The sequence below is a fragment of the Streptomyces sp. NBC_00158 genome (assembly GCF_045160885.1).
Taxonomy (GTDB): Bacteria; Actinomycetota; Actinomycetes; order Streptomycetales; family Streptomycetaceae; genus Streptomyces.
In genome coordinates this window covers 2688633-2706902 of the sequence record NZ_CP108161.1, presented here as the reverse complement: position 1 = coordinate 2706902, position 18270 = coordinate 2688633, and the positions used below count along the sequence as shown (strand labels likewise).

Annotated in this window: 19 protein-coding genes; 7 read left to right on the top strand and 12 right to left on the bottom strand. The window is 73.0% G+C overall.

Going from position 1 to position 18270, the window contains the following annotated elements:
• Positions 1–14: 14 nt before the first annotated feature.
• Positions 15–986: a GNAT family N-acetyltransferase gene (locus OG553_RS12205; RefSeq protein WP_405979020.1), complete on the top strand. Its 972-nt coding sequence runs from the start codon at positions 15–17 to the stop codon at positions 984–986.
• Positions 987–1018: 32 nt separating this feature from the next.
• Here the strand turns inward: OG553_RS12205 and OG553_RS12200 are convergent, their stop codons facing one another.
• Complete coding sequence (locus tag OG553_RS12200) at positions 1019–1915, bottom strand: helix-turn-helix domain-containing protein (RefSeq protein ID WP_405979019.1); 897 nt, start codon at positions 1913–1915, stop codon at positions 1019–1021.
• Between the two features lie 208 nt (positions 1916–2123).
• On the opposite strand from OG553_RS12200, the gene OG553_RS12195 reads away from it, so the two are divergent.
• The gene (locus OG553_RS12195; protein ID WP_405979018.1) at positions 2124–3170 is read left to right on the top strand and encodes an NAD(P)-dependent alcohol dehydrogenase; all 1047 of its coding nucleotides are present in this window, start codon (positions 2124–2126) and stop codon (positions 3168–3170) included.
• Positions 3171–3257: 87 nt separating this feature from the next.
• Here the strand turns inward: OG553_RS12195 and msrA are convergent, their stop codons facing one another.
• The 4 genes from msrA to OG553_RS12175 form a co-directional block, all read right to left on the bottom strand.
• Positions 3258–3920 (bottom strand): peptide-methionine (S)-S-oxide reductase MsrA, encoded by a 663-nt coding sequence (msrA, locus tag OG553_RS12190; protein ID WP_405979017.1) that lies wholly within the window; start codon positions 3918–3920, stop codon positions 3258–3260.
• Positions 3921–4003: 83 nt separating this feature from the next.
• A complete protein-coding gene (locus OG553_RS12185) occupies positions 4004–5146 on the bottom strand; it encodes a hypothetical protein (RefSeq protein WP_405979016.1) in 1143 nt (380 codons plus the stop codon).
• Positions 5143–6741 (bottom strand): M48 family metalloprotease, encoded by a 1599-nt coding sequence (locus tag OG553_RS12180; protein ID WP_405979015.1) that lies wholly within the window; start codon positions 6739–6741, stop codon positions 5143–5145. Before OG553_RS12180 ends, OG553_RS12185 begins: the two co-directional genes overlap by 4 nt.
• Before the next feature lie 188 nt (positions 6742–6929).
• A complete protein-coding gene (locus OG553_RS12175; protein ID WP_405979014.1) occupies positions 6930–8036 on the bottom strand; it encodes a hypothetical protein in 1107 nt (368 codons plus the stop codon).
• A 107-nt stretch (positions 8037–8143) separates the two neighbouring features.
• Here OG553_RS12175 and OG553_RS12170 point away from each other — a divergent pair, with 107 nt between their 5' ends.
• Positions 8144–9301, top strand: a complete 1158-nt coding sequence (locus tag OG553_RS12170) for a cystathionine gamma-synthase (protein WP_405979013.1) — start codon at positions 8144–8146, stop codon at positions 9299–9301.
• Between the two features lie 25 nt (positions 9302–9326).
• Here OG553_RS12170 and OG553_RS12165 read toward each other — a convergent pair whose 3' ends face one another.
• From OG553_RS12165 to OG553_RS12155, 3 genes are all read right to left on the bottom strand, one after another.
• Positions 9327–9578, bottom strand: coding sequence for a hypothetical protein (locus OG553_RS12165; RefSeq protein ID WP_405979012.1), 252 nt, complete (start codon positions 9576–9578; stop codon positions 9327–9329).
• The gene (locus OG553_RS12160) at positions 9575–10027 is read right to left on the bottom strand and encodes an RNA polymerase (RefSeq protein ID WP_405979011.1); all 453 of its coding nucleotides are present in this window, start codon (positions 10025–10027) and stop codon (positions 9575–9577) included. The genes OG553_RS12165 and OG553_RS12160 overlap by 4 nt, the downstream gene beginning before the upstream one ends.
• A gap of 96 nt (positions 10028–10123) precedes the next feature.
• Positions 10124–10645: a MarR family winged helix-turn-helix transcriptional regulator gene (locus OG553_RS12155; protein WP_405979010.1), complete on the bottom strand. Its 522-nt coding sequence runs from the start codon at positions 10643–10645 to the stop codon at positions 10124–10126.
• Positions 10646–10906: 261 nt separating this feature from the next.
• Between OG553_RS12155 and ilvA the strand changes: the two genes are divergently transcribed.
• From ilvA to OG553_RS12140, 3 genes are all read left to right on the top strand, one after another.
• On the top strand, positions 10907–12139 hold the full coding sequence (gene ilvA / locus OG553_RS12150) for a threonine ammonia-lyase (protein ID WP_405979009.1): 1233 nt from the start codon (positions 10907–10909) through the stop codon (positions 12137–12139).
• 180 nt (positions 12140–12319) lie between these two features.
• Complete coding sequence (locus tag OG553_RS12145) at positions 12320–13321, top strand: ATP-binding cassette domain-containing protein (RefSeq protein ID WP_405979008.1); 1002 nt, start codon at positions 12320–12322, stop codon at positions 13319–13321.
• The gene (locus tag OG553_RS12140) at positions 13318–14169 is read left to right on the top strand and encodes an ABC transporter permease (protein WP_405979007.1); all 852 of its coding nucleotides are present in this window, start codon (positions 13318–13320) and stop codon (positions 14167–14169) included. Before OG553_RS12145 ends, OG553_RS12140 begins: the two co-directional genes overlap by 4 nt.
• Before the next feature lie 82 nt (positions 14170–14251).
• Here OG553_RS12140 and greA read toward each other — a convergent pair whose 3' ends face one another.
• From greA to OG553_RS12120, 4 genes are all read right to left on the bottom strand, one after another.
• Entirely contained in the window at positions 14252–14749 is a 498-nt protein-coding gene (gene greA, locus OG553_RS12135; RefSeq protein WP_125814764.1) for a transcription elongation factor GreA, read from the bottom strand.
• A 109-nt stretch (positions 14750–14858) separates the two neighbouring features.
• Entirely contained in the window at positions 14859–15368 is a 510-nt protein-coding gene (locus tag OG553_RS12130; protein WP_405979006.1) for a cupin domain-containing protein, read from the bottom strand.
• A gap of 113 nt (positions 15369–15481) precedes the next feature.
• Positions 15482–16639, bottom strand: a complete 1158-nt coding sequence (locus OG553_RS12125; protein WP_405979005.1) for a hypothetical protein — start codon at positions 16637–16639, stop codon at positions 15482–15484.
• Positions 16640–16865: 226 nt separating this feature from the next.
• Positions 16866–17279, bottom strand: a complete 414-nt coding sequence (locus OG553_RS12120; RefSeq protein ID WP_385771811.1) for a DUF4307 domain-containing protein — start codon at positions 17277–17279, stop codon at positions 16866–16868.
• A 107-nt stretch (positions 17280–17386) separates the two neighbouring features.
• Here OG553_RS12120 and mca point away from each other — a divergent pair, with 107 nt between their 5' ends.
• The gene (mca, locus tag OG553_RS12115) at positions 17387–18268 is read left to right on the top strand and encodes a mycothiol conjugate amidase Mca (RefSeq protein WP_405979004.1); all 882 of its coding nucleotides are present in this window, start codon (positions 17387–17389) and stop codon (positions 18266–18268) included.
• The last annotated feature ends 2 nt before the right edge of the window (positions 18269–18270 follow it).

Below are 18270 nucleotides of genomic sequence, written 5' to 3'. Positions count from 1 at the left end.
CCTACAGTCCAGCCATGACGAAGATCAACACCTTGTCCGTTCCCCCCACCGACGCCGAGGTCGACGCATGGTGGGCCGTCCAGGCCGCCGCGCACGCCACCGACGCCGCCGCCCTGCCGGCCGTGCCCGCCCCCTCGCGGACGGAGGCCGCCGGACGGCTGCGCGTCCCGCCGTCGCGCGGCCGCTTCGCGCACTGGACGGCCGGGGACGGTGCGGGACAGGCCGCCCTGCTGCTCTTCACCGAGCGGGGCAACACCCACACCGCGTTCCTGGACGAGCTGACCGTGCGGCCCGACGCGCGCCGCAGCGGTGTGGGCACGGCCCTGTGGCAGCGGGTCCGCCGCGAGCTCCTCGACCAGGGCCGCACCTCCGTCGCCACCGTCACCGACCTCGGCGGCCCCGGGCAGGCCTTCGCGGAGTCCCTGGGCTTCGAGAACGTGCTCTCCATGGGCTGGTACGTGCGGGAGCTCGGCGCGGACGGCCCGCCGGAGGTGCCCGCCACCCCCGGCTACGAGTTCCACGTCTGGCCGGGCCTCGTGCCCGACGCGTGGGCCCCGGCCACCGCCGTCGCCCACGGGGCGATGGAGGACGCCCCGAGCGGGGACAGCGAGGAGGCCTTCGTGGCCTGGACCCCCGAGCGGGTGCACAGTGCGCAGCAGCTGGTCCTCGACCGGGGCGGCGAGATCGCCCTGGCCGCTGCGGTCACCCCGGCCGGGGAGGTGGCCGCGTACACGGTGCTGGTGCTGCCGGATCCGGCGGGCCCGCGCGCCCTCCAGTACGACACCGTGGTCGTCCCCGCGCACCGGGGCCACGGCCTGGGCCGCGCGGTCAAGCTGCGGATGGAGGCGTACGCGGCCGAGCACTGCCCGGGGCTGCGCTGGATCGGCACCACGGTGGCCGACGAGAACGGCCCGATGCTGGCGGTGAACGAGTCCCTCGGCTACCGCCGCGAGCGCGGCGCGGGCGTCTTCCAGCTCAAGCTCTGACCCCTGCCGCCGCCCCCTCCGCCCCTCCGCCCCTACGCGGGTTCCTCGGCGGCCCGCTGCGGCGCGGACGGCGGGGCCACCGGCGGGGCCGTCCAGGACGACAGCAGCCGCAGGGCGTCCGCCGAGGGCGAGCCGGGCTCGGCGTGGAAGGTCACCAGGCACTGTGCCGGGTCGTCGGGCAGCGTCAGCGTCTCGAAGGCCAGGTCCAGCTGCCCGACGATGGGGTGCCGCAGCCGCTTCACGCCGTGCGTCTTGTCGGCCACGGTGTGCGCGGCCCACAGCCGCCGGAACTCCTCGTTCTTCACCGACAGTTCCCCGACCAGCGCCGACAGCCGCTCGTCGTCGGGGTGCTGGCCCGCGTACAGGCGCAGGTTGCTGACCACCTCGCAGGCCCGGCACTCCCAGTCCGCGTACAGCTCGGCCGTCGCCGGGTCCAGGAACACCAGCCGCACCAGGTTGCGCTCCGCCGCCGGCAGTGCCCCGAAGTCCCCGAAGACGGCCGCGGCGAGCGGGTTCCAGGCGATCACGTCCTGCCGCCGCCCCACCAGGTACGCCGGTACGCCGTCCATCGCCGCCAGCAGCGCGCGCAGCTCCGGGCGGACCTGCTGGGGGCGGGCCGTGCGGCCGCCGGAGCGGCGGGTGCGGGGGCTGGCCAGGTGGTTCAGGTGCGCCGACTCGGCGGCGCCGAGGCGCAGTGCCCGTGCGATGGCGTCCAGGACCTCCGCCGACACGTTCTGGCCGTGGCCCTGTTCCAGGCGCGTGTAGTACGCCACGGAGACCCCGGCGAGCTGGGCCAGCTCCTCGCGGCGCAGGCCCGGGACCCGGCGACGGCGCCCGTGGTCGGGCAGGCCCACGTCGGCGGGCCGCAGGCGGGCGCGGCAGCTGCGCAGGAAGTCCCCGAGTTCGGCTCGTTGATCAAGCTGGTCCATACCGCAAGTATCCCCGGCCCGCGCGGCCGGCGCCGGGCTCAGCCTGACCCCGTCAGGGGTAGGTCCAGCGGTCATAGGCTCCGCAGGGGTCTGGGTGGGCGGCGCGGGAGGGGGCAAGGTGGGTGACGTCGAAGAACGGACGCCACGGCCCGCCCGCAGCACCGCGCGGTACGGCCCCCCAGGCGTCCTCGTCCGAGGAGAGCACCCCATGTCCGTCACCCAGGCAGCCGCCTACGCCGCCCCCGCCCCCAAGGCCCCGCTGGAGCGCACCACGGTCCCGCGCCGCCCGGTCGGCGAGCACGACGTACTGATCGAGGTCAAGTTCGCCGGCATCTGCCACTCCGACATCCACCAGGCCCGCGACGGCTGGGGCGAGGGCATCTTCCCGATGGTCCCCGGCCACGAGATCGCCGGTGTCGTCGCCGAAGTCGGCGCGGGCGTCACGCGGTTCGCGGTCGGCGACCGGATCGGCGTCGGCTGCATGGTCGACTCCTGCCGCGAGTGCGAGTACTGCCTGGCCGGGCAGGAACAGCACTGCGTGCGGGGCATGACGGGCACGTACAACGCCCTCGACCGCAACGGCGACCCCACGTACGGCGGTTACTCCACGCACCTCGTCGTCGACGAGAACTACGCCGTCCGCATCCCCGAGGGCCTCTCCCTCGACGCGGCCGCGCCGCTGCTGTGCGCGGGCATCACCCTGTACTCGCCGCTCAGGCACTGGCAGGCGGGCCCGGGCAAGAAGGTCGCGGTGGTCGGCCTCGGCGGACTGGGCCACATGGGCGTGAAGCTCGCCGCCGCGCTCGGTGCCGAGGTGACCGTCCTGTCGCAGTCGCTGCGCAAGAAGGACGACGGTCTGCGGCTGGGCGCCACGCACTACTACGCGACGAGCGACGCGGCCACCTTCGAGGAGCTGAAGGGACGCTTCGACCTGATCCTCTCGACGGTCTCCGCGCCGCTGGGCCTGGACCGGTACCTGTCGCTGCTGCGGGTCGGCGGTGCGCTGGTGAACGTGGGCGCCCCGGAGGAGCCGGTGGAGCTGAACCTGTTCTCCGTGATCGGCGGCAACAAGACCCTCGCCGGGTCGATGATCGGCGGCATCGCCGAGACGCAGGAGATGCTGGACTTCTGCGCGGAGCACGGCCTGGGCGCGGACATCGAGGTGATCCGCGCGGAGGACGTCAACGAGGCCTACGAACGCGTCCTGTCCAGCGACGTCCGCTACCGCTTCGTCATCGACGCGTCGACGATCTGACGCGGCAGCCGGGCCCGCGGCCGCCCGTGGGGCGTCCGCGGGCCGCGCACCGGCCGGGGCCGGGCCCGCGGCCGCCGCGCCGCTGCGCTATTCCGCCGCCGCCACGCCGATCGGGCAGGAGACGCCCGTGCCGCCGATGCCGCAGTAGCCGCCGGGGTTCTTGTCGAGGTACTGCTGGTGGTACGGCTCCGCCGGCCAGAAGGGGCGGTCTTCGGCCGGGAGGACGGCGGTGGTGATGGTGCCGTGGCCCGAGGCCGTCAGGACGCGCTGGTAGGCGTCGCGGGAGGCTTCGGCGGCCGCCTGGTGGGCGGGGGAGTGGGTGTAGACGGCCGAGCGGTACTGGGTGCCTACGTCGTTGCCCTGGCGGAAGCCCTGGGTGGGGTCGTGGGACTCCCAGAAGAGCTTCAGGAGGGTCTGGTAGGAGACCTGCGCCGGGTCGAAGACCACGCGGACCACCTCGGTGTGGCCGGTCTGGCCGGAGCACACCTCCTCGTACAGCGGGTTTTCGGTGTAGCCGCCCTGGTAGCCGGCCAGGGTGGTCCACACTCCGGGGGTCTGCCAGAACTTGCGCTCGGCGCCCCAGAAGCAGCCCAGGCCGAAGTCGGCGACCTCCAGGCCCTCCGGGTAGGGGCCGGACAGCGGGTTGCCGAGGACCGTGTGGCGCTCGGGCACCGGGAACGGTGCTTCGGCGCGGCCCTTGAGGGCCTCCTCGCGGGTGGGGAGCTCGGGCGTGCGGCGGTACGAGAACATGGATTCCCTCCTTGTGGGAGGGACAACGGATCGGGGCGGGCGGGGATTCCCTCCCCGCCCGCCCCGGTCTGCCGCGCCCGGACCTACTCGTCCGGCGTGCTCACGTCCACCGCCCAGTCGCGGGCGTACAGGTAGCGCCGCCTGGGCTCTGCGGCGTACGTCCACGGCACGGCGCCGATGTACCCGTCCACGTGCCGGAACTGCTCGACCGCCTCCGCGTCCCGGTCCTGCCAGAACAGCAGGTAGGCCAGCATGTGCCGCATCCGCGGGGTCCCGGGGTGCGCGTTGCCGGCGGCGGCCAGGTCCGCGAGGGCCGCGTCGGTCGCGGCGACGATCTCCGGCTCCTTGTAGTACGTCTCCGGCAGCAGGTCGTCCTCGTACGTCTCCTGCTCGAAGTACGCCATCAGCGGCAGCAGGGTCAGCAGGTCGCCCGGCTTCCCGGCGGCCGCCGACGCGCGGGCGTACTCCATGGCCAGCTCGTGCGAGCCCTGCCACTTCGCGCACCAGTACTGCAGGCCCGCGACGTGGGACCACAGCACCCGCGGGGCGCGTTCGGTGATCTTCCCCCACAGCTCCCGGTACTGCTCGTGCGAGTAGCCCAGGCCCATGGCGATGGCCTGCTCGACGACGTACGGGGAGGGGTCGGCGGGGTCGGCCAGCTCCTGCGCCTCGTGCGCGTCGGCCCGGGCCTTGCCCAGCAGCTGGTGGAAGATCCGGAACTGCTCCTGGGTGGTGCTGCGGCCGGACTGGCTGCCGCGCACGTTCCAGGCGACCATCACGCTGGTGTCGGCGTTGACCAGGGCCGCCGTGGCGTCCCCGGGCCTGGCCGCGCGCCAGGCCAGCAGCCAGGCGTCGTCCTCGGCGGCCGCCTCGGCCAGCGGGCGCACCCGCTCCAGCCGCTCCTGCCAGTCCTGCCCGGCGGCGTCGAGGTACGCGGCGGCCGCCTCCCAGTCGCCCGAGCGGACGGCCTCCAGGACGGCGGTCCGCCCGGCCGGGACCGGCGCCGGGTTCCCGGTGTCGAGGTCGGCCTCCGAGACGAAGCCCTGCGCGACGGCGGCCGCAGCCTTGCGGTCCTCGGCTTCGGCCTTCCCGGCCTCGGCCTGCGCGTCCAGGACGCCGATCTCGGCCTCCAGGCGCTTGGCCTTGCGGATGTAGTACGTCCCGCGCAGCACCCAGCAGGCGACGGCCAGCAGCAGGGCGCCGATGACGACGAGCACGACGGTCACGGGGCGAGCACCAGCTTCCGCAGGAGTTCGGTGTCGGGCAGGTCGGCGACGGCCGCGTCCAGCGCGGGGCCGAGCTCGTCCTCGAAACCGGGAACGGGGTAGGACAGGGAGGCCGAGTCCGACCAGGACAGCTCCCAGCGGGCGGCGCCGCGGGCCAGCAGCTCGACGGTGACCAGCTGGCCGAGGGCCCGCCGGACGACCGGGCGGGCGAACTCGCGGGCGGTGCGGCCGGTCGCGGCCTGCGCCTCGTCGGACTTCGGGAAGCGGTCGGCGATCCGCCAGCGCACCGCCGGGTCGGCGTCGATCGCGTCGAGCAGGTCGCCCAGGCCGGGGCCGGCGCCCTCGGCGGTGAGGGCCTCGCGGACGTCCTCCGCGCCCCGGCCGACGTAGGTGGTCATCGACCGGTGGACGAGCTCGTCCCAGTCCACGCGGGTGAGCGCGAGCGCCTCGGGGGTGAGGACGACCTGCTCCAGCGCGGCCAGCGCCTCCTGCGGGGAGGAGAGCAGCTCCAGCGCCGGGCGGGCGCTCTGGCCGGCGCGGCCGTCGTCGGGCAGGGCCTCGATGCGGGCCACGCGCTCGGCGAGCGCGGGGTGGGAGTCGTACGGGGAGGCGGGCTCGGTGGACAGGTCGTGGCGCATCTTCTCCAGCTCGCCGGGGCGGGCGTCGAGCAGGTGCCGCAGTCCGCCGAAGACCTGGCCGGGGCGCGGCAGCAGGCCGGCGCCGACGCCGAGGGTGGCGTACGAGCTCATGTAGAAGCCGTGCGCCGAGTCGAGGGCGTTCAGCTGGCGCAGCGCGGAGGCGGCGGAGTCGCGGCCGGCGATGCGGACGGAGGCGAGGTCGGCGGCCAGCTCCTGGCGGCGCGAGGAGGAGAGGGTGGCCCGCATGTAGAAGTGGGCGTAGCCGGTGTAGATCGCGGCCATGGCGCGGTACGAGAAGCCCGCGCCGTCGGTGTCGATCTCCTTGGCCTTCTTGCCCTTGGCGATCCGCTTCTCGGCGCGCTTCTCCTGCTTGGCGCGCTCCTTGGCCTCGGTGTTGTCCGCGCGGTCGTGGAAGTGCCGGATGGTGCGCACGAGCTGGGCGCGGCCGCGGGCGATCAGCGGGGTGAGGCGGGTGTCGAAGTTGGCGTAGTGGCCCATCTCGTGGGCGAGGACGGCGCGCAGCTGCATCTCGTCCATGCCCGTCATCAGGGGCAGGCCCAGGTAGAGGCGGCGGGTGCCGGAGACCAGGCCGAGCAGCCGGGAGTCCTCGGAGACGGCCGCGTTGACCTCGTCGATCAGCACGATCTCGTCGGGGGCGCGGGTGCCGACCTCGGCGGCGATCTCGCGCACGGCCTGCCACAGGGCGGGCTCCTGCGCCTCGGTGACGCGGACGCCGGGCATGGGGTCGGCCTTGGGCGTGCGGAGCATGAACATGCCGCGGATGATCGGGATGGCGAGGACCACCGTACCGATGACGATCTTGCCGCCCACGGCCCCGTTGAGCCAGGAGACGGCGGCCCAGTCGGCGAGCCCGAGGAGGGCGAGCAGGAAGACGCTCAGCAGGTAGAAGCCGGCGAGCAGGACGAGGGCGCGCAGAGCGCGCAGCGAAGCGCCCATATGGTTGGGGTCCCCCCACGGGATGGTGCGGCTTTTGACGCGCACATGGTGCAATGTTTACGCGCACCTTATGACCCGGCGCCGACATACCGGGAGCGGGGGTACCGATATCCGGAGCGAGGGGGGCCGGGGGCGCCCGCCGCACGCACCCTCGCGGACCCCCGCCGCCCCTCGCGGACCGGCGGCCGTCAGTGCGGCAGCGTCGCCGGGGAACCGCCGTTGGCCTCGTAGCCGGCCACCGCCATCGCCCGGGCCACCGCGTACGCGGCGGCCGGCCCGTCCGTGGCCGACCACGGCAGGGCGCCCACGTACCCGTCGACGTGCCGGACCTGCTCCATGGCCTCCGCCCAGCGGCCCGCGCCGACCAGGAACCACAGCAGCAGGTGCCGTACGTGCGCCAGCACCGGATCGTCCGCACGCGCCTGGTGCACCGCGTACAGGGCGCCCTCCAGGGCCCGCGAGACGACCGCGGTCCTGCCGAAGTCGCTGACCAGGACCGTGTCGGGCATGTTCTCGTACAGGGAGAACAGCGGCAGCGCCGCCAGCAGCGAGCCCTGCGGGGCGCGGGCCGCGGCCGTCTGCGCGAACGCGTCGGCCTTCTCCCGGGAGCCGTGCCACTTCTCGCACCAGTAGTGCAGGGCGGCCAGGTGCGCGCCCATGTGGGCGGGCGCCACGTCGATCACCCGGGCCCACAGCGCGTCGAACTCCGCCTCCGAGTACCCCAGCCCCCGCGCGATCGCCAGCTCCGTGATGACCGGCACCGGGTCGCCGGGTGCCAGCAGCGAGGCCTTGCGGCAGGCGTCACGGGCCTCCTCCAGCATGATCCGGTGGTCCTGCGAGCCCACCCCGCCCGAGGACCGCCAGGCCTGCTGCACCAGCAGCTCCGCGTGGACCTGGGCGCCGCCCGCGTCCTTCTCCGCCTCCAGCCGCCAGGCCTTCAGCCACTGCGCGCCCTCGCCGGGGCGCTGCGACAGCTCCAGGGCCGCCGCGCCGCCGAAGGCCTGCACGCGCTGCCAGCGCCGTTCGCCGTCCTTCGGGGTGCCGGCGAGCAGGGCGGACGCGGCCCGCCAGTGGCCGGTGCGCTGGACGTTCTCCAGAGCGTCCATCAGGTCGTGGTCGGGTCCGGGCACCCGGACGTCCAGTTCCTCCTCGCGCGCGAAACCGTAGTCCGCCGGGTCGGCGGCGTCGGGGCTGCCCGGCGAGACCAGCGTCAGACCGCCCCGCCTGGCCCGCTTGAACGAGAAGATCATGGCGGCGGCCAGGGCCAGCCCCATCAGGACCCAGAAAATCTGCATACCGCCAAGCGAACCAGACCGGGCGGCCGAATGGCGAGCGGGTGCAGGTCAGCGTGCGGTCAGGCCAGGAGAGGACCGCGGCGCTGACGGGGCATAGCATCTGCCTCATGAGCGACGACAGCCACGAGCACCAGAGCTTCGAGACCCGCGCGATCCACGCGGGCAACACGGCGGACCCGCAGACCGGCGCGGTCGTGCCGCCCATCTACCAGGTGTCCACCTACAAGCAGGACGGCGTGGGCGGACTGCGCGGCGGCTACGAGTACAGCCGCAGCGCCAACCCGACCCGTACCGCGCTGGAGGAGAACCTCGCGGCGCTGGAGGGCGGCCGCCGCGGCCTCGCCTTCGCGTCCGGGCTCGCCGCCGAGGACTGCCTGCTGCGTACGCTGCTCTCCCCGGGCGACCACGTGGTCATCCCCAACGACGCGTACGGCGGCACGTTCCGCCTGTTCGCGAAGGTCGTCTCCCGCTGGGGCGTGGAGTGGTCGGTGGCCGACACCTCCGACGCGGACTCGGTGCGCGCGGCCCTCACCCCGAAGACCAAGGTCATCTGGGTCGAGACCCCCTCGAACCCGCTGCTGGGCATCACCGACATCGCGATGATCGCCCAGATCGCGCGCGAGGCCGGCGCGAAGCTGGTCGTCGACAACACCTTCGCCTCCCCCTACCTCCAGCAGCCGCTGGCGCTCGGCGCCGACGTGGTCGTGCACTCGCTGACCAAGTACATGGGCGGCCACTCCGACGTCGTCGGCGGCGCCCTGGTCACGGCCGACGAGGCCCTCGGCGAGGAGCTGGCCTACCACCAGAACGCGATGGGCGCGGTCGCAGGCCCCTTCGACTCCTGGGTCGTGCTGCGCGGCATCAAGACGCTGGCCGTGCGCATGGACCGGCACGCCGAGAACGCGGCGAAGGTCGTGGAGGCGCTCAAGCGTCACCCGAAGGTCACCAAGGTCCTCTACCCGGGCCTGCCCGAGCACCCGGGCCACGAGATCGCCGCCAAGCAGATGCGCAACTTCGGCGGCATGGTCTCCTTCCAGGTCGCCGGCGGCGAGGAGGAGGCCGTCGCGGTCTGCGGCCGCACCAGGATCTTCACGCTGGCCGAGTCCCTCGGCGGCGTCGAGTCCCTCATCGAGCACCCGGGCAGGATGACCCACGCCTCGGTGGCCGGCTCGGCCCTGGAGGTCCCCGCCGACCTGATCCGCGTCTCCGTCGGCATCGAGAACGCCGACGACCTCGTCGCGGACCTCGTCCAGGCCCTCGGCTAGGACGTACGCCGCCGCCCCCGGAGCGCTACCAGCCCTCCAGGGGCGGCGACACGTCGCTCGGCGGGACCGCCCACGGCCGGGTCATCGCCGCCCACACCGTGAAGGCCACCGCCGCCGCCCACAGCACCGCCCAGCCGAACCGGCGCAGCGCGCGCCGGCGGCGCAGCAGCCGCCTGCCGTGCGTCCGGGCCGCCGCCGCGAGATCGGCCGGGACCGCCGGGTGCGGGCCGTCGAGCAGCTGCCTGACCTGCGTCTCCTTCCGGTCGAGGGGGCTCATGCCGCCTCCGCCGGGGACTGCGCGGCAGCGGCCCGCATGGCGGCCACCGCCCGGTTGCAGACCGCCTCGACCCGCTCCGGCGGCAGCCCCAGCTGCGCGGCCGTGACCTCCTCCGCGACGCCCTCGTAGATCCGCATCACCAGCACCAGCCGCTCCAGCGGGCCCAGCGGCGCCAGGACCCCGCCGCGCGCGGGCAGCCGGCGGGCGGTGCGGGCGTACGCGGCGCACAGCTCGGCGCGGGTGCGGTCGTACGGGTCGTCGTCGCGCAGCCGCGCCCAGTGCGCGTACGTACGGGCCAGCGCGCCCGCGAGGATCCGCCGGGCCGCGGGCGCCGCGTCCGGGGGCTCGGCCGTCAGCAGCGCGGCGACGTGCAGCAGCCGCCCCGCCGCGCCCGCGACGAAGGCCTCGAACTCCGCATCCCGCCCCGAACGCCGGTCCACAGCACACATGGTGGGGCCGGGGCCACCACCCCGGTCAAGGGGTCGGACGCGGCCGGATCCGACGGTTCGGAAACGGCCGGACCCGACGGTCCGGCGGCCGCCGGGTCAGGAGGCCGGGCCGCCCTCGGAGGCCGCGGACATCAGCTCCGACAGCGAGCCGTTGAAACGGGTCAGCAGCGCGGTGAACACCTCGCGCTCGTCCTCCGCCCAGCCCTCCGTCACCCGGGCCATCAGCTCCCGCCGCGAGGAGCGGACCTCCTCCAGCCGGGCCAGTCCGCGCGGGGACAGCGCCAGCACCACGGCCCGGCCGTCCTCGGGGTGCGAGGTCCGCTTGACCAGGCCGCCGTCCACGAGCGGGGCGACCTGCCGGGTCACGGTGGACGAGTCGATGCCCATCCCGCCCGCGAGCGCCTTCACGCCCATCGGGCCTTCCAGGTCCAGCCGGTTCAGCAGCAGGTACGCGGCCCGGTCCATCGAGTTGCGGGCCTGGCCGACGCCGCCCAGGCGGGTCTGCTCGGCCCGGCGGGCGAAGACCGCCACCTGGTGCTGGAGCGCGTCGAGGAGTCCCGCTCCGGCGGGCGCTTCGGCCGCCGTGGGCAGGTCGGAACTGGCCGGGATCGAGGGCATGGCCGTGGGCTCTCTTCGCGTGGGGCCGACAGGGATGGGGGACAGAGTACGCGGCCATGCGGCGGCTCGTACGCCGCGTTTGATAACTGATACGGCCCGTGCCGACGACCGCTGGAGGAGTGTCCCGCATGGCGAGATTCCGCCGGTTGTGTGCCCCTTATGCGCCCCTTGTGGTGCGCCCGCGCGACGCCCCGCCCGGCGCCCCGCCGGGCCCGCCTCCGTCCCTGAGCCGGGGCCCCCGCGGGCTGCGAGACTGGCCGCATGAACTACCGCGTGCCCGTGCCCGTCCCGCAGGTCATCCTCGACGACGTCCGGGGGGCCCAGAAGATGCTGTCGGGCGTGTCCCGGGTGACGCCGATGGAGGGCAGCCGGCACCTCTCGGCCCTCACGGGCTCCCCCGTCCACTTCAAGTGCGAGAACCTCCAGCGCACCGGCTCCTTCAAGCTCCGCGGAGCGTACGTGCGCATCGCCGGCCTGCGCCCCGAACAGCGCGCCGCCGGGGTCGTCGCCGCCAGCGCGGGCAACCACGCCCAGGGCGTGGCCCTCGCCTCCTCCCTGCTCGGCGTCCGCTCCACCGTGTTCATGCCGGTCGGCGCCCCGCTGCCGAAGGTGGCCGCCACCCAGGAGTACGGCGCCGAGGTGCGCCTGCACGGCCAGGTCGTCGACGAGACCCTCGCCGCCGCCCAGGAGCACGCCGACCGCACCGGGGCCGTGTTCATCCACCCCTTCGACCACCGCGACATCATCGCCGGCCAGGGCACCGTGGGCCTGGAGGTCCTGGAGCAGTGCCCCGAGGTGCGCACCATCCTCGTCGGCATCGGCGGCGGCGGGCTCGCCGCCGGCGTCGCGGTCGCCGTCAAGGCGCTGCGCCCGGACGTGAAGGTGATCGGCGTGCAGGCGGCGGGCGCCGCCGCGTACCCGCCCTCGCTGCGCGTCGGGCACCCGGTGTCGATCGAGAACCCGAACACGATGGCGGACGGCATCAAGGTCGGCCGTCCCGGCGACGTCCCCTTCGCGATCATCGGGGAGCTGCTGGACGACGTACGGACCGTCTCCGAGGACGCCCTGTCCAGCGCCCTGCTGCTCTGCCTGGAGCGGGCCAAGCTGGTCGTGGAACCGGCCGGGTGCAGCACGGTGGCGGCGCTGCTGAGCGAACCGGAGCTGTACGGGAACGGCCCGGTGGTCGCCGTGCTGTCGGGCGGCAACGTCGACCCGCTGCTGCTCCAGCGGATCCTGCGGCACGGCATGGCGGCGGCGGGCCGCTACCTGTCGCTGCGGCTGCGGGTCGCGGACCGGCCGGGGGCCCTGGCCGGGCTGCTGGCGGTGCTGTCGACGGTGGACGCCAACGTCCTGGACGTCAGCCACGTACGGACCGACCCGCGGCTCGGGCTGACCGAGGTCGAGGTGGAGCTGCAACTGGAGACGAAGGGGCCCCAGCACTGCGCGGAGGTCGCCCGCTCCCTGCACGCGGCGGGCTACCGGGTCATGGACTGACCCCTCGGGCCGGGCCCTGCGGACCGGGCCCTGCGGCTGAGCCCTCCGCGAAAACCGTGGCGGGGACGCGATATGACGCAATACGGTGCCGGTGCGCCGGGCGAGCGCTGCCCGACGCCCCTAGGCTTTTGCCTAGGAATGTCCAGGAACAACCGGCCCCATCGCTCAGGGAGAACCCCTATGCCAGGCGCCATATACGCCGAAGGCCTGGTCAAGACCTTCGGCGAAGTACGTGCACTGGACGGCGTGGACCTCGACGTCCCCGAAGGAACCGTCCTGGGCCTGCTCGGCCCGAACGGCGCGGGCAAGACCACGACCGTGCGCGTACTGACCACCCTCCTCCAGCCCGACAGCGGCCGCGCCGTCGTCGCCGGGATCGACGTACTCAAACACCCCAACGAGGTCCGCCGCTCCATCGGCCTCTCCGGCCAGTTCGCCGCCGTGGACGAATACCTCACCGGCCGCGAGAACCTCCAGATGGTCGCCCGGCTCTACCAGATGAACGCCAGGGCGGCCAAGGCCCGCGCAGTGGAGCTCCTGGAGCGCTTCAACCTCGCGGACGCCGCCGACCGCACCGCCAAGACCTACTCCGGCGGCATGCGCAGGCGCCTCGACCTCGCCGCCGCCCTCGTCGTCCGCCCGCCCGTCATGTTCATGGACGAACCCACCACCGGCCTCGACCCGCGCAACCGCCAGGCCCTGTGGGACGTCATCGAGGAACTCGTCGCCGGCGGCACCACCCTCCTGCTCACCACCCAGTACCTGGAGGAGGCCGACCGCCTCGCCCACGACATCTGCGTGGTCGACCACGGCAAGGTCATCGCCCGAGGCACCTCCGACCAGCTCAAGGCCCGGACCGGCGGCGAACGCGTCGAGGTCGTCGTCCACGAACGCGGCCACATCGCCACCGCCCGCGAGGTCCTCGCCGGCTTCGGCAAGGGCGAGACCACCTTCGAGGAGCACACCCGCAAGCTCACCGTCCCGGTGACCGGCGGCGCCAAGCTGCTCGCCGAGGTCATCCGGGAGCTGGACTCCCGGGGAATCGAGATCGACGACATCGGCCTGCGCCGGCCCACCCTCGACGACGTGTTCATCTCCCTCACCGGCCACGCGGCCGAGCTGACCCGCGAGGAGAACGGCACCCCGGGGCCCGGCCGGACCCCCAAGGAGGCGGCGAAGTGACCATCACCTCTTCGGACACGCGGCTCACCGCCCCCCGCCCCGGCGGCGGCATCACCCAGGGCGTCAGGGACTCCCTGGTCATCGCCCGCAGGAACCTGATCCGCCTGACCAGGATTCCGGAAATGGTCGTGTTCGGCCTGGTGCAGCCGATCATGTTCGTCGTGCTGTTCAGCTACGTCTTCGGCGGCTCGATGATGATCGGCGGCTCGACCAGCGCCAGCGCCTACCGCGAGTTCCTGATGGCCGGCATCTTCGCCCAGACCGTCACCTTCGCCACCGCCGGCGCGGGCGCGGGCATCGCCGACGACATGCACAAGGGCCTGATCGACCGGTTCCGCTCGCTGCCCATGGCGCGCGGCGCGGTTCTGACCGGCCGTACGCTCGCCGACCTCGTGCAGACCGCCCTGACCATGGTGGTGCTCGCCATCGTCGCCCTGTTGGTCGGCTGGCGGACGCACGAGAGCCTCGGCAAGGTGCTCGCCGGCTTCGCCCTGCTGCTCCTGCTCGGTTACGCCTTCTCCTGGATCGGCGCCCTGATCGGCCTGTCCGTGCGCACCCCGGAGGCGGCCACCTCGGGCGGGCTGATCTGGCTCTTCCCCGTCACGTTCATCTCGAACGCCTTCGTTCCGACCGAGAACATGGCGAGCTGGCTCCAGCCGATCGCCGAGTGGAACCCCTTCAGCGCGACCGTTCAGGCGGCTCGCCAGCTCTTCGGCAACCCCGGCGTTTCTCCGTCCGACACCTGGCCGATGGCCCACCCGGTCTGGGCCTCGCTCATCTGGTCAGCTCTGATCATCACGGTCTTCCGCACCCTCGCCGTCCGCAAGTACCGCCGGGCGGACAGCTGACCGGCGCGGAACGCACGCGAGCCCCCGCCGGACCGGGTCCGGCAGGGGCTCGCGCGTCGGTGTGCGTGAAGAGGGGGGGTGATCAGCCGTTGAAGGGCTTGACGGCCAGGATCCTGACCGTGGCCTTCTTGCCGTTCGGGAGCTCGTACTGGGCGTCCTCGCCGACCTTCTTGCCGTTCACGCCCGCGCCCAGCGGGGACTGCGGCGAGTACGTCTCGAAGTCGGAGGACGCGTACTCGCGGGAGGCCAGCAGGAACTCCAGGGTGTCGTCCTCGTCGCCGTCGAAGGCGATCGTGACGAGGGTGCCCGGCGCGACCTCGCCGCTCGCGGCGGGGGCCGTGCCGACCTTGGCGTTCTCCAGGAGCTGCGTGAGCTGGCGCACGCGCAGCTCCTGCTTGCCCTGCTCCTCCTTGGCCGCGTGGTAACCGCCGTTCTCGCGCAGGTCGCCCTCCTCGCGGGCAGCCGCGATCTTCATGGCGATCTCCGTGCGGGCGGGACCAGAGAGGTAGTCCAGCTCGGCCTTCAGCTGGTCGTACGCCGCCTGGGTCAGCCAGGTGACGCTCTCGCTCGTCTGGGTCACGGGTGCTCCTCGTCGGTACAGGGGACTACAAAGCCGCCAGCGGCGGGCGAAACCACGAGCCTAACAATTCGGGAAGAAAAGGGGGAGGACACCATGTGTATGAAGTGTGTCATTGGGTCCTTGGAGTGCGGGCGCCCTCCCAGACGGTGCTGGTCCCGAAGTACGTGTCGTAGAGGTCCTGGACCTCCAGCAGGCTCTCCGGCGGCACCTTCCCGTACCTGATGCGCTCCAGGTGGCGGAAGTACTCGAACCGCTCCACGCCCGGGGTGATGACCACCAGCATCTCGGCGCTCTCCCCGGGCGCGGCGGCGAAGGCGTGCTGCTGACCCGGCGGCACGATGACCAGGTCGCCGGCCTCGGCGGTGACCACCTTGTCGCCGGCCAGCAGCTGGGCCGTCCCGTCGATCATGTAGAACATCTCGGCGGACCGGCCGTGGTGGTGCGGGCGGGCGCCGTCGGAGCCCGCCTTGAGGCTCACGCGCATGGTGGACAGGAACCCGCCGCCCGTGGAGCTGTCGGCGAGCAGCCGCAGGGAGGAGTCGGGCCCGTAGTGGATATCCTCCGCGTCGGCGGCGCGGACGACGACGGAGTCGTCGAAATCCGGGATGAACAGTGACATGGCGGCTCCTGGGGTTCGCTGCCGGCGCTGCTGGTGCGCGGTCGGCGTGACACCCCAGTCGATACCCCGCCCGGGGCGCGCCGTGCACGCTCCGGGCGGCCGTCTGTCAGCTGTCAGCTCGTCGGGCGCTCGAAGTCGGTCAGGACGCAGCCGTCGACCTGGGCCTTCTGGATCCGGGAGCCGGCGGGCGCGCTGAAGGCGGGCTCGCAGTCCACGCGCAGGAACCCGAGCTTGTAGAGCTCCTTGCGGACGGCCGGGTTGTTGCTCTCCACGGCGATGTTCGTGCCGACCATCAGCTTGCTCTGGGTGAGTTTGCGCTGGTGCCCCACCTCGGCGAGCTGTGAATCCTTGGACACGGTCTGGAGGGCCTTCATGTCGGCGACGAGGTCCAGCCAGTTCAGGTTGTGCGCGCGCGTCGCCCCGCCGAGCTGCCCGCAGACCGCCCGCTGCTTGACGCCCGCGCCCTGGACGTCGCGGCCGACGACCGGCAGGTAGTCGATGGACGCGACGTGCTCGTTGGTGACCAGCATTTCCGTGCAGTCGACCGCCTTCGGGCTGACGAGCTTGCGGAGCTCCTCGATGCTGCCCGCGCGCGGGAGGGCCGGGCCCTTCACGGGGCTGCCCTTGCCGTCCCGGGTGTTGACGAAGTCGGTCAGGACGCAGCCCTCGACGAGGGCCTTCTCCTTCTTGTAGCCCTCCGGCACGGTGAAGTCCGGGTTGCAGACCAGCGCGCGCAGGTCCGACTTGACGAGGGCCAGGTTGGTCCCGGTCTTCTGCGCGGTGACCGTGAAGGTCTTGCCGTAGAGGACCGGGTCGTAGAGGCCCGCGTCCCAGTAGCCCTCGTCGAGCCGCTTGGTGACGTGGTCCTTCTCGGCCTGCTGGTGGGCCTTCATGTCCGAGACCATGGAGAGGACGATCTCGCCCTGCTGCTTCTTGTCCGAGCAGACGCCGCGCGCGGTGATGCCCGAGGTGCCGACAGGGGTGTACCCGTTGAGGTTCACCCGGCTGTCGTTCGGGTCGCTGCTCAGGTCCTCGCAGGAGGTGTACTTCTGCACGTACGCCTGGGCCTCGGCGAGCGTGGCCGGCGCGGCGCCGGCGCCGGCGCCGGCTGCGGTGGCGGTGGGGGCGGCGGAGGCTCCGGCGGTCGCCGAGGGGCTCGCGGCGGGGCTCGCGGCCGCCTTGGCCGGCTTGGCGGAGTCCTCGCAGGCGGTGGCGAGGGTGGTGAGCGCGGCGAGGGCTGCGGTCGCGGTGAATATCCGCTGGAGGCGCATGGATGTCTTCCGTCGGCTGGACAGGGCGCGGGGGAGTGGCATGTCCATGCTAGGCGGGGGCGCTCGGCATGATCAAAGACGCGCGCCGGGCCCTGTGGGCCGGATTCCGCCCCTGGGTCCTTCACGGGCCGGCCTCCCGAGCCCGCGGCCGCCGGGCCGGCCGGCGGCAGGGTCCTGTGGCTCCGGGCCCCGGGCCTCACGCGCCGGGTGCGCGGCGCCGGGGGCGTCAGCCCTTGGTGCCGGCCGGCTGGCAGCCGACCAGTTCCACCATCGTGGCGCGCCCGGTGGTCTTCAGGGTGACCATCTCGTCCACCCGCTTCGCGTCCTGCCCGAACGTGAAGTCCGCGCGGCCCACCTCGCCGTGCTGCTCGTCCTGCGAGCTGAGGGTGCACACGCCGGTGACCGAGGCCTCCTTGCGGACCTCCAGGTGCACCTTGACCTCGCTGTCGGAGACGATCTGGAACTTGATCACCTCGGCGCTGACGCTCTGCCCGCCGACGTAGTCCCAGCCGATCCAGCCGACCACGGCCAGCAGCCCGACCCCGAGGACCGATCCGACGATCTTCAGCTTCCGGTCCGCGCGCTCGTCCGCCGACCGGCCGTACCGGCCTTCGGGGAGGCCTTCGCGCACCGCGCTCATGATCGTTTCCTCTCGTCGGGGAGGGGTGGGGCACCCAGGAATTTTCCAACCCCCGATTCGGTCAATATAGAGGCTGACCGTCGCGCCGAATCACAGAGGATCCTGTCTTGACCGAGCAGCTTCGACTGATGGCCGTCCACGCCCACCCCGACGACGAGTCGAGCAAGGGCGCGGCCACGATGGCCAAGTACGTGTCCGAGGGGGTGCCGGTGCTCGTGGTCACCTGCACCGGCGGTGAGCGCGGCTCCGTGCTGAACCCCAAGCTCCAGGGCGACAAGTACATCGAGGAGAACATCCACGAGGTGCGCGCCAAGGAGATGGACGAGGCCCGCGAGATCCTCGGCATCGACCAGGAATGGCTCGGCTACGTCGACTCCGGCCTCCCCGAGGGCGACCCGCTGCCCCCGCTCCCCGAGGGCTGTTTCGCCCTCGCGGACGTGGAGGAGGCCGCCGGCGAGCTGGTGAAGAAGATCCGCGCCTTCAAGCCGCAGGTCGTCACCACCTACGACGAGAACGGCGGCTACCCGCACCCCGACCACATCATGACCCACAAGATCACGATGGTGGCCTTCGACGGTGCGGCCGACACCGACAAGTTCCCCGAGGCCGAGTACGGGGCCCCGTACCAGCCGCAGAAGCTCTACTACAACCAGGGCTTCAACAAGCCGCGCACCGTCGCGCTCCACGAGGCCCTCCTCTCCCGCGGCCTGGAATCCCCCTACGGCGAGTGGCTGGAGCGCTGGAAGGAGTTCGAGCGCAAGGAGCGGACGCTGACCACGCACGTCCCCTGCTCCGACTTCTTCGAGATCCGCGACAAGGCCCTCATCGCGCACGCCACCCAGATCGACCCGGACGGCGGCTGGTTCCGCGTCCCCATGGAGATCCAGAAGGAGGTCTGGCCCACCGAGGAGTACGAGCTCGCCAAGTCGTTCGTCGACACCTCCCTCCCCGAGTCCGACCTCTTCGCGGGCATCCGGGAGAATGCTTAGCC